The organism is Bradyrhizobium sp. SZCCHNR1053, assembly GCF_032381235.1.
GTDB lineage: Bacteria > Pseudomonadota > Alphaproteobacteria > Rhizobiales > Xanthobacteraceae > Bradyrhizobium.
Window position 1 is genome coordinate 81,721 of record NZ_JAUHJM010000017.1, and the last position, 9,656, is coordinate 91,376.

At 66.1% G+C, this 9,656-nt stretch carries 9 protein-coding genes and 1 tRNA gene; 6 read left to right on the forward strand and 4 right to left on the reverse strand.

The window, feature by feature from the left end; genetic code table 11:
- Positions 1-127 precede the first annotated feature (127 nt).
- Positions 128-2,095 (forward strand): methyl-accepting chemotaxis protein, encoded by a 1,968-nt coding sequence (locus QX051_RS27885; protein ID WP_315778333.1) that lies wholly within the window; start codon positions 128-130, stop codon positions 2,093-2,095.
- Positions 2,096-2,252: 157 nt separating this feature from the next.
- Here QX051_RS27885 and QX051_RS27890 read toward each other — a convergent pair whose 3' ends face one another.
- Entirely contained in the window at positions 2,253-3,092 is an 840-nt protein-coding gene (locus tag QX051_RS27890; protein ID WP_315778334.1) for an SDR family oxidoreductase, read from the reverse strand.
- A gap of 151 nt (positions 3,093-3,243) precedes the next feature.
- Here QX051_RS27890 and QX051_RS27895 point away from each other — a divergent pair, with 151 nt between their 5' ends.
- A complete protein-coding gene (locus QX051_RS27895; protein WP_315778335.1) occupies positions 3,244-3,633 on the forward strand; it encodes a response regulator in 390 nt (129 codons plus the stop codon).
- Between the two features lie 105 nt (positions 3,634-3,738).
- Here the strand turns inward: QX051_RS27895 and QX051_RS27900 are convergent, their stop codons facing one another.
- Positions 3,739-3,966 (reverse strand): hypothetical protein, encoded by a 228-nt coding sequence (locus QX051_RS27900; RefSeq protein ID WP_315772285.1) that lies wholly within the window; start codon positions 3,964-3,966, stop codon positions 3,739-3,741.
- Positions 3,967-4,193: 227 nt separating this feature from the next.
- On the opposite strand from QX051_RS27900, the gene QX051_RS27905 reads away from it, so the two are divergent.
- Both QX051_RS27905 and QX051_RS27910 read left to right on the forward strand, forming a co-directional pair.
- Positions 4,194-5,429, forward strand: a complete 1,236-nt coding sequence (locus QX051_RS27905; RefSeq protein WP_315778336.1) for a GGDEF domain-containing protein — start codon at positions 4,194-4,196, stop codon at positions 5,427-5,429.
- A gap of 21 nt (positions 5,430-5,450) precedes the next feature.
- Complete coding sequence (locus QX051_RS27910) at positions 5,451-6,074, forward strand: peptidoglycan recognition family protein (RefSeq protein ID WP_315778337.1); 624 nt, start codon at positions 5,451-5,453, stop codon at positions 6,072-6,074.
- 92 nt (positions 6,075-6,166) lie between these two features.
- Here the strand turns inward: QX051_RS27910 and rpoH are convergent, their stop codons facing one another.
- A complete protein-coding gene (rpoH, locus tag QX051_RS27915) occupies positions 6,167-7,066 on the reverse strand; it encodes an RNA polymerase sigma factor RpoH (RefSeq protein ID WP_315737032.1) in 900 nt (299 codons plus the stop codon).
- Between the two features lie 219 nt (positions 7,067-7,285).
- Positions 7,286-8,266: an RluA family pseudouridine synthase gene (locus QX051_RS27920; RefSeq protein ID WP_315778342.1), complete on the reverse strand. Its 981-nt coding sequence runs from the start codon at positions 8,264-8,266 to the stop codon at positions 7,286-7,288.
- Positions 8,267-8,297: 31 nt separating this feature from the next.
- Between QX051_RS27920 and QX051_RS27925 the strand changes: the two genes are divergently transcribed.
- A complete protein-coding gene (locus QX051_RS27925) occupies positions 8,298-8,636 on the forward strand; it encodes a hypothetical protein (protein ID WP_315778338.1) in 339 nt (112 codons plus the stop codon).
- A 403-nt stretch (positions 8,637-9,039) separates the two neighbouring features.
- Positions 9,040-9,114, forward strand: a tRNA-Glu gene (locus tag QX051_RS27930).
- Positions 9,115-9,656 lie beyond the last annotated feature (542 nt).

Below are 9,656 nucleotides of genomic sequence, written 5' to 3' on the forward strand. Positions count from 1 at the left end.
AGCTTCGATAGCCGTTCTCGCCCGCAGCAGCTAATTTGTTGTTGGTCCACTACATTGGTTGACTCGTTCAGGAATAATTAGTTGCAACGCTGCAATACTCGAACACCGGTCGACGTTCGAGGATTGCATGTTGAAGCTTGTTGGCTTGAGAACCCGGATCACCCTCTCTCTGGTGATCGGCGCGGCCGCGACGGCCCTCTTCGTGCTGCTGGTCGCCATGTGGATCATCGGCGGCATCATCGACCGCGCCAATGAGCGCGAGCTCCACGCCCAATATGACGCCTTCAATTCGCGCCTGCAGCTGGAGTCGACCCGCGCGGAAGCCATGAGCGCGGTGGTCGCCAAGATCCCCGCCGTCCAGGACGCCATGGCGCAGAACGACCGCGACGCCTTGATGCGGCTGTTCGGCGCGGGCATGGCCAGCATGAAGTCCGATTACGGTGTCGACCAGTTTCAGTTTCACACGCCGCCGGCGATGTCCTTCCTGCGCGTGCACCAGCCGGCCAAGTTCGGCGACGATCTGTCGGGCTTCCGCAAGACGGTGGTGGCCGCCAACACCGACCGCAAGCCGATCGTCGGGCTGGAGGGCGGCGTTGCCGGCCTCGGCCTCCGCGGCGTCGTACCGATCGTTTCCGCCGGCAAACATCTGGGCTCGGTCGAGTTCGGCCTGACCTTTGGCCAAAACTTCTTCGACGAGTTCAAGCGCAGCCGGAATGTCGACGTCGCGTTCCGCCTGGCTGGCGACAACGGCTTCAAGCTGTTCGCGACAACGATCGGGGAGACCTCCTTCTTCGCAAGCGGCGACTATCGCGAGGCATCGGCCGGCAGCTTCCTGTCGCGCCAAGGACAGCTCAAAGGCGTTCCGGTGGTCGCGCTGCTGGGCCCGATCAAGGATTTCTCCGGCAAGCCGATCGGCGCCGTCGAGATCATCATGGACAACAGCGAGTTCATCCAGGCTCGCAATCGCGCCGGGGCGTTGGCGATCGGGATGACGCTGGCCGGCCTCGTGCTGATCGCGCTCGCCGGGCTGTTGATCGCGCGCAGCATCTCCCGCCCGATCGTCCAGATGACGAGCGCCATGCGCGAGCTCGCCGATGGCAACCTGGACGTCAGCGTCCCGGCCGACTGGCGCAAGGACGAGGTTGGACAGATGGCGCGCGCCGTTTCGGTCTTCAGGGACAACGCCATCCGGATGAGGGATCTGCAGGCGGAGCAGGAGAAGGCCCAGGCTCGTGCCGAGGAGGACCGGCGCCGCATGCTGATGGAGGTGGCCGATGGCTTCGAGGCCAGCGTCCGCGGCGTTGTCGACGCAGTGTCGGCTGCGGCCATCGAAATGGAGGCGACCGCCCGTTCGATGTCGGTGACGATCGATCAATCGAAGCAGCAGGCCCTGACGGTGTCGCAGGCGTGCGGCTCCGCATCGGATAATGTCAACACCGTTGCCTCGGCGGCCGAAGAGCTGTCATCCTCGATGAACGAGATCAGCAAGACGCTCGAGCGTGCATCGTCCGTGGTTCGCAAGGCCGCGGACGAAGGGCAGCAATCCAACGACAAGGTGCAGCGGCTCAACGTTGCCGCCATCAAGATCAGCGAGGTCGTCGCACTCATCAACCAGATCGCCAGCCAGACCAATCTGCTGGCGCTGAATGCGACGATCGAGGCCGCGCGCGCCGGCGAGTCGGGCAGGGGATTCGCCGTCGTCGCCAGCGAGGTCAAGACGCTGGCGACCCAGACGGCCAAGGCGACCGAGGAGATTGGTGCTCAGATCGCCGCGGTTCAGGCCGAAACCGCCGCCGCGGTCCAGAGCATCGGTATGATCTGCACCACGATCCAGGAGGTCGACGAGATCTCGACCATCATCGCCTCATCGATCGCGCAGCAGGATGCCGCGACCCGCGAGATCGCCGGCAATGTGAACGTCGTCGCCGGCAAGACCCAGGACGTCACGCGCAACATCGCGGGCGTCACGTCCGGGGTCGTGCAGACCGGCCACGCCGCTAACGAGGTGCTGTCGGCGGCCGGCGAGCTCGCGCAGCAGTCGACCCGGCTGCGCAGCGAGGTCAACCAGTTCCTGGCTCATATCAGAGCGGCCTGACCGGTCGTTGGGTGGCTGAAGTATCAAGCTCGCCGACACGCCGATCGCTCCGGCGTATCCGCCACGGGGGTGATTCCCGTGTCCGACCGGCATGAGCTGTGTCCTGGTGCCGTGGTCTCGAGAGCGCGAGGCGGGGCGGCGCCTCCCGTCCCGTGACTCACGCCTGCTTCGCGGCCGCCTTCTCGAGCCGCTTCGCCATCACGCGCCAATAGGTGCCCGGCATGAACCGCTGCAGGAGATCCATGAAGCGCGCATCGCCGCCGATCAGGATGCGGGGCTCATTGCGCTCGATGCCCTCGATGATCCGCAACGCGGCGTCGCGCGGGCTGGTCCTGGCGAGCCGCTCGAACCGTTCGATGGCCTGCACGCGGCGCGCATTGTCGGTCATGCCGTGGCCGGCGCGGGCGTTGCGCGCAATCGCCGTGGCGATGCCGCCGGGATGCACGACGGACAGCCGCACGGGACTGCCGGCGGCTGTGAGCTCGTGACGCAGGCTCTCGGAAAATCCCCGCACCGCGAACTTTGCCGCGGCGTAGGCCGATTGGCCGGGCGGAGCGATGATGCCGAAGATCGAGGACAGGTTGACGACATGCGCTTCGCGCTGGCGCGAAAGATGCGGCAGGAACGCGCGCGTGCCGTGCACGACGCCCCAGAAATTGATGTTGAACAGCCAGTCCATCTCCGCCTGATCAATCTCTGCGAAGCTGCCGAACAGTGCCACGCCGGCATTGTTGACGACGATGTTGAGGCCGGGATGCGCGCGGGCCGCGTCCTCCGCGAACTGGTTGACTGCAGCGACATCGCTGACGTCCAGCCGGTGCGTGGTCACCTTGCGGCCGCTCGCGGCGAGCTCGGCGGCGAGGCTTGCGAGGCCCGCCTCGTCGCGGTCGGCGAGCGCGAGATCGCAACCGCGCCCCGCCAGCTCCTGCGCCAGCGCACGGCCGATGCCGCTGGCTGCGCCTGTCACGGCGGCAGATGCGCCTCGAATGATCGTCATTGTCGCTTCACTCCCCTGATCGACCGGATCTACGTGCCTGTTCCAATTGCAGCTGGGCTTTCTGCCACTTTTTCTGATTGGAACCGAACCATCCGGCCGTTCAGCTTTTAACTCACATTACTTTACGAGCACACATTCGTGGAGGACCTGCATGGGACAGTCGCAACCTTTCCGTGCCACCGCACTGATCGTGGAAGACGATCTGGCGCAGCGCGAGATGATCACGCTGCTGCTCGAAGAGAGTGAGTACGACGTCATCGCGTGTGAGAGCGCGGAGGCCGCCGAACTCGTCCTGAACAAGCCGGGTCATCGCATCGTGCTGCTGATGACCGACGTCAATCTGGCGGGCCGCATGAACGGGGTCGAGCTTGCCCATCTCGCCAAGGCGCGTCACCCCCACATCAATGTGGTCGTCACTTCTGGCCGGCCGTTGTCGCAGCCGCTGCCGGGCGGCACGAAGTTCTGGAGCAAGCCGTGGGCGCCGCTGGACGTGCTGCGCGAAGCCGAGGTGACGCTCGAGCGCGCGCCCGATATCAGGTGAGGCGTGTTGCGTGGCAACCGCCGACCGGTGGAGACGTAGGATCGGCTAGCGGGTCGAGCTGACTGAGAGCCGGGTGGAAGCCGCGCTCCCACCCGGGAAGTGCAACTACTTCTTCTTGGCAGCCTTCTTGGTCTTCTTCGCAGCTTTCTTGGTGGCCTTCGCGGCCTTCTTCGCCTTCTTCGCCATGGCATCCTCGTCAGGAGTTGATGGATTGCAACGCGACTTCGAGGCTTCGCTGGCGCACGCCAGCCATGCATCAGCCTCGGGTGTCGATCCCAGCAGATTCGCGAAGCTCTGCCTCACGCTGTCACCAGCGCGGTTGCGCTTATCCACAGCTCGATGCATTCGCCGGCCAGTTGCGCCGCTGGCACGCAGGTCGTGACAAGGTTAGCGGATCGTAAAAGGTGTCTTCATTGATTCAAAACCAAGGCGCAATCTTGGTTGCGACCTTGAGGAACCGTTAACTGCGCCGCGCCCATGTTGCCGCGAACAACAGGGGAGCTCATGAGCGCGGCGATATTGAACATCGAGGACAGGAGCTGCGGCGTCCTGCTGTCGGGATGCTGAACGTTCCGACGCTGTGGACCGCCTTCGTGGTCAATTTCCTCGCGCTGGGCCTGATCTGGGCCTACGTGATGCGCAGCTATCCCAATCTGGATTCGGCGCGGTACTGGACGGCGTCTGCGTTCATGTGCGCGCCAGCGGCGACGTTCGCGCTGACGCGGTTCTATTTCGGCTCGTTCGTTCCGCTGCTGGCCGGCGGCTCGCTGATGACCTTCGCGATCTGCCTCGCGGCGATGGGTGTCGAGCGCTTCTATGGCTACAGGGCGTCGTGGCGGCTGAGCTTGACCGTCGTTGCGATGACTTGTGCGTCGATCGCATTCTTTCAATACGTGTACGACCACGGCCCGCTGAGGATCCTGTGCTACTCGATCGGGCAGGCGGTCCCCATGGCGATCATCGCGCGGCTGGTGCTGGATGCGAGGCGCGGGCCCGTCAATCCGGGAGCGCGGCTGGCCGGCCTGCTGTCCGTTCTGATCATCGCGGTGTTTGCCGCGCGGTCGATCGGGGCGTTCGTCGGCGCCGATTTCAATTTCAGCCACTCCACCAGCGGCCAGGCAGCCGCGGTGCTGCTGCTGATCTTCCTGTCGATGTCGCTCAATTTCGGCTTCCTGCTGATGGCGGTGGACCGGCTGCGCAACGAGGTCGCCGATCTCGCGCTGCTCGACGATCTCACCGGCGTCGCCAACCGCCGTCACCTGATGCAGCGCCTGAGCGAGGAATGCGCGCGCGCCGAGCGCTCGCGGCGGCCGTTCGCGCTGCTGGTGATCGACCTCGACGGCTTCAAGATCATCAACGACACCCATGGCCATGCCGCCGGCGATGCCTGCCTGCAGCACTTCACGCTGATGGCCCAGACCCGGCTGCGCCCCGGCGACATGCTGGCGCGCACCGGCGGCGACGAATTCTGCATCGTGCTGCCGGCGTCCGCCCTGCGCGAAGGCGCGATGATCGCGCGGCGCATCCTGCAGGTCTGCCGCGACGATGCGGAGGCCTGTGCCGGCGCCGAGGTGCCGATCGAGGTCTCGATCGGCATTGCCGAATGGACCGAGGATGTCGGCGCATTCCCCGACCGGCTGATGGCGCGGGCGGACCAGGCGCTCTATGCCGCCAAGAAGGAGGGCAAGAACCGCTATGCCGTCTTCGCCGGTGACCATGAGACGCCGGCATTGGCGCCGGACCAGATCGAGCCGATGATGGCGCCGCCGCGCCGGCAGGATGCCACCGCCGGGTAGCCGGTGCTATCGTTGCCGGCCATGAGGCCGGTTCTGTTCTTCCTCCGCGCAGCGCTCGCGCTGCTTCTTCTTCCTGCGCCGGTCTCGGCCGAGGATCTCACGTCGCTCGCCCGCTCGTCCGGCACGCCGGACATCCCCGGTCTGAAGATGGTCTGGCTGGCGCCGTGGGGCGATCCGGCCAAAGCCCATCCCTGGACCAACATCATCGTCCACCAGACCGAAGGGCCGGCGGGATCGGCGCGGGCGGGGGCGCTGGCGCAAGCCAAGAACCCGAAACGGCGCGGCGTCACCCTGTGGGTGGAAACCGACGGCACGGTGTATTGGGCGGTGCCGGAAACCCTGGTGACGCTGCATGGCGACGGCGCCAACCGCAACGACAACCGCTATATCGACAACGGCCCGACCTATCGCAAGGTCGTGCGCGACAATTCCATCGGCGTGGAGTTCGCCGGCAACTATCCCAACGTCACCCGGCCCGCCACCGAAGCCCAGGTCGCCGCGTGGCGCATTCTCTCGAAGCTGCTCCGGCTGCGCTATCAGATCCCGCGGGAGCGGATCTATGCGCACAACTGGATCGACTACAAGGATGCCCGCTATTGCGAGGGCTGTGCGCTCGCCGGGCTCGCCCGCGCTGCGCCGGACTGATCACATATCAAACTGATCACATAACAAGAAGCCGGCGTCTCCGCCGGCTCCGATCGCATCCAAAGACCACCTTCAAGCCGTAAGCCGCGCCGTTAATGCGCGGCCTCCAGGGCCGCCGCCTCCTGCTTGGCGATGGCGCCCTTGACGGCGGACTGCACCTTCTCGAACGCGCGCACCTCGATCTGGCGCACCCGCTCGCGCGACACGCCGAACTCGGCGGCGAGGTCCTCGAGCGTCATCGGCTCGTCGGCCAGGCGCCGCGCCTCGAAGATGCGGCGCTCGCGCGCGTTGAGCACGCCGATCGCGCCGTTCAGCGCCTGCCTGCGGTGGTCATATTCCTCGTGCTCGGCCATGATGGCTTCCTGGTTGGGCGAGGTATCGACCAGCCAGTCCTGCCATTCGCCCGCTTCGCCGTCGTCGCGGATCGGCGCGTTCAGCGAGGCGTCGCCGCCGAGGCGGCGGTTCATGTCGACCACGTCCTGATCGGTCACGCCGAGGCGCTTCGCGATCAGCTTGACCTGATCCGGATGCAGATCGCCTTCATCCAGCGCGGAGATCTTGCTCTTGGCCTTGCGCAGGTTGAAGAACAGCTTCTTCTGGTTCGCGGTGGTGCCCATCTTCACGAGCGACCAGGAACGCAGGATGTACTCTTGTATCGACGCCTTGATCCACCACATGGCGTAGGTGGCGAGGCGAAAGCCCTTCTCGGGCTCGAACCTTTTCACCGCCTGCATCAGGCCGACATTGCCTTCCGAAACGACTTCGGATATCGGCAGGCCGTAGCCGCGATAGCCCATGGCGATCTTGGCCACGAGCCTGAGGTGGCTGGTCACGAGTTTATGCGCTGCGTCGCTGTCGTCATGCTCGCGCCAACGCTTGGCGAGCATGTACTCCTCCTGCGGTTCCAGCATCGGGAACTTGCGGATCTCGGCGAGGTAGCGTGAAAGTCCGGATTCTCCATTGAGAACCGGCAGCGTAGCTGTACGGGCCATCGAGCGCCCTCCAGTTGGTTCAGGCCCCCGATAGCGGCGGGCCAGGCAAAGCGGTCGCTTGGTTAAAGCCGGCCGGTTTGCGACGTTCCATGCGTCGACCATTCGACGCAGGCGCAACATACACCATTTTCGCCCCCCGGTGGAAGGATTCCGGGGGTCACGTCCCCGTGTGGCTGCCATAACCTGCTGGCATGCTTGCGTTTTTCTGAAGGCGCTGCGTCATAGCGCCGCTCGCAGGGCGCTCCTCAACAGCATGAGATCCTCCGGCAGCTCCGATTCCCAGTGCATTATTTCTCCCGTCCGCGGGTGCTCGATGACCAGGAGATAGGCGTGCAGCGCCTGCCGTCCGAGCGCCTCGAGCGCTTGCCGCGCCGCCGGCGCGAGCTGGTTCGCCTTGGTCTTGAAATGCGGGCCATAGACGGCATCGCCGAGCAGCGGATGGCCGAGGTGAGACAGATGCACCCGGATCTGGTGGGTGCGCCCGGTCTCGAGATGGCAGGCGATCAGCGACGCCACCGGCTTGCCGTCGCGGCCGGTAAAACTCTCCTGCACCTCGTAATGGGTGATGGCCTCGCGCCCCCGCGGGCGCACCGCCATCTTGTCGCGGGCATGCGGATGGCGGTCGATGGCGGCGTTGATGGTGCCATGCGGCCGATGCGGCACGCCCCACGCGAACGCCAGATAGCCGCGCTCCATCGCGCCGGTGCGGCCGTGATCGGCGAACTGCGCGCTGAGCGAGGCGTGCGCCCGATCGTTCTTCGCGACCACCATCAGCCCGGTGGTGTCCTTGTCCAGCCGGTGCACGATGCCGGGCCGCTTGACCCCGCCGATTCCGGAAAGACTGGCGCCGCAATGCGCGATCAGCGCGTTCACCAGGGTGCCGGTCTCGTGCCCTGCGGCGGGGTGCACGACGAGGCCGGCCGGCTTGTCGATGACGACGATGTCGTCGTCCTCGTAGATGATTTTCAGCGGGATCGCCTCGGCCGCGGGCTCGGCCGGCACCGCTTCCGGCACGTCGATTGTGATCGTGTCGCCGGCTGTGACGTGATAAGCGGGGTCCCGCACCGCCTCCGCGCGGAGGCAGACCTGACCGGCCAGGATCAGCGCCTTCAGCCGCGACCGCGACAGCTCCGGCAGCCGGACCGCGAGCACGCGATCGAGCCGCGGCGAGCCTTCGTCGCCGGCGACCGTCACCGTCATCACGCCGCTAGGATTTGAAGTCGAGATGTCCATGAATTCCACCGTTGCGCCCGAGCCGTCCTCGCCCGAGCAGGCCCAGCTGATGGCGCGGCTGCGGCGCATGATGATGATCGCGGGCGTGACCACCTCGATCGCGATCGCAGTGCTTCTGGTCGCCATCGGCTACCGCCTTTTCCGCGGCGATGGAAGCACAGCTTCGGGCCCCGACCTCACCGCCATGCTGCCCAAGGGCGCCCGGATCGTCGCCACCGGCACCGCCGGCGACCGCCTGGCGGTGACGCTGGACGTCTCCGGCACCACCGAGATCCGCACCTTCGACGCCAAGACCCTGAAACCCACCGGCCGCCTCCGCTTCGCGGTGGAGCCGTAAGGGCAGGGCGGTTTCGCTCGGACGCCAGCCATTATTGCGTTGCTGCCCCATCTCTGCCGACTCGGGCGGTCAGCGCCTCCCCCGCCTGCGGGGGAGGTCGCATCGCATCGAAGATGCGATGCGGGTGGGGGAACTCTCTCCACACGCACCGCCGCCGCGGCGCCCCCACCCCAACCCTCCCCCGCAAGCGGGAGAGGGAGCCCACCGCCGCCTTGGCCGGCTGTTTCCATCCTATGATGGCCGATCCCTTCGCCACCCGGGCAGTCCACTCCCCTCCCCCTAGCGGGGAGGGGTCGGGGGTGGGGGTCCCCACGGGGAAAGACCCTCGAGGCACTCACCCCACGAAATTTCCCATCCCCCGTCTTGCGGCGCGGCGATTTCGAGGCTATGCGGTTCAACTCACGCTCCCTTCGTCTAGCGGTTAGGACGCGGCCCTCTCAAGGCTGAAACAGGGGTTCGATTCCCCTAGGGAGCGCCATTCCCGGCGCTCAACCCGATATCTCCGACCTGTAAGCGCGGCTTCGCAGCCTCGCGGCGCGCGTTCGCGTCCGAGCTTTGCTCTCAGGCACGCCCTTCCAAGAGAAGGGCGCAGGGAAGGCCGGGTGCAGGCCGCACCCATGGCCCGCCTGCAAAAAGAAAAGCAGGCGGCAGTCACCACAGGATTGGCCGAACAACCGGCCTTCCCCGCGCGATGGGTTGAACGGCTGCTCCGTGCTCTCCCAGGGGACCGGGCTTGCTTGCCCCCGTCATCGGGATGTCGCCGACCAAGACACCAGCGTCGGGGTGTCGGGACCACACGGCTTGACCGTCCGCCTCGGGTTCGTTCGTCCGCACGCGAAACGCGCACTGCGACCCTAGGCGGCCACCGCATCTCCCGCTCCACGGTCCGTGACGATCGCGAAACGCCCCTTCAGCGAGCAGGAGACGGCGAAGAGCATCGATCTGATTTGCCCGACGAGGCTGGGCAAGAATCCGAATTAGGGGGGTGAGAGGGCTCGGCGCGGTGCAATTTCGAGCCAT

Coding starts and splice junctions, on each gene's coding strand:
- QX051_RS27885 (WP_315778333.1), top strand. CDS start 128: ATGTTGAAGCTTGTTGGCTTGAGAACCCGGATCACCCTCTCTCTGGTG.
- QX051_RS27890 (WP_315778334.1), bottom strand. CDS start 3,092: ATGACGATCATTCGAGGCGCATCTGCCGCCGTGACAGGCGCAGCCAGC.
- QX051_RS27895 (WP_315778335.1), top strand. CDS start 3,244: ATGGGACAGTCGCAACCTTTCCGTGCCACCGCACTGATCGTGGAAGAC.
- QX051_RS27905 (WP_315778336.1), top strand. CDS start 4,194: ATGCTGAACGTTCCGACGCTGTGGACCGCCTTCGTGGTCAATTTCCTC.
- QX051_RS27910 (WP_315778337.1), top strand. CDS start 5,451: ATGAGGCCGGTTCTGTTCTTCCTCCGCGCAGCGCTCGCGCTGCTTCTT.
- rpoH (WP_315737032.1), bottom strand. CDS start 7,066: ATGGCCCGTACAGCTACGCTGCCGGTTCTCAATGGAGAATCCGGACTT.
- QX051_RS27920 (WP_315778342.1), bottom strand. CDS start 8,266: ATGACGGTGACGGTCGCCGGCGACGAAGGCTCGCCGCGGCTCGATCGC.
- QX051_RS27925 (WP_315778338.1), top strand. CDS start 8,298: ATGAATTCCACCGTTGCGCCCGAGCCGTCCTCGCCCGAGCAGGCCCAG.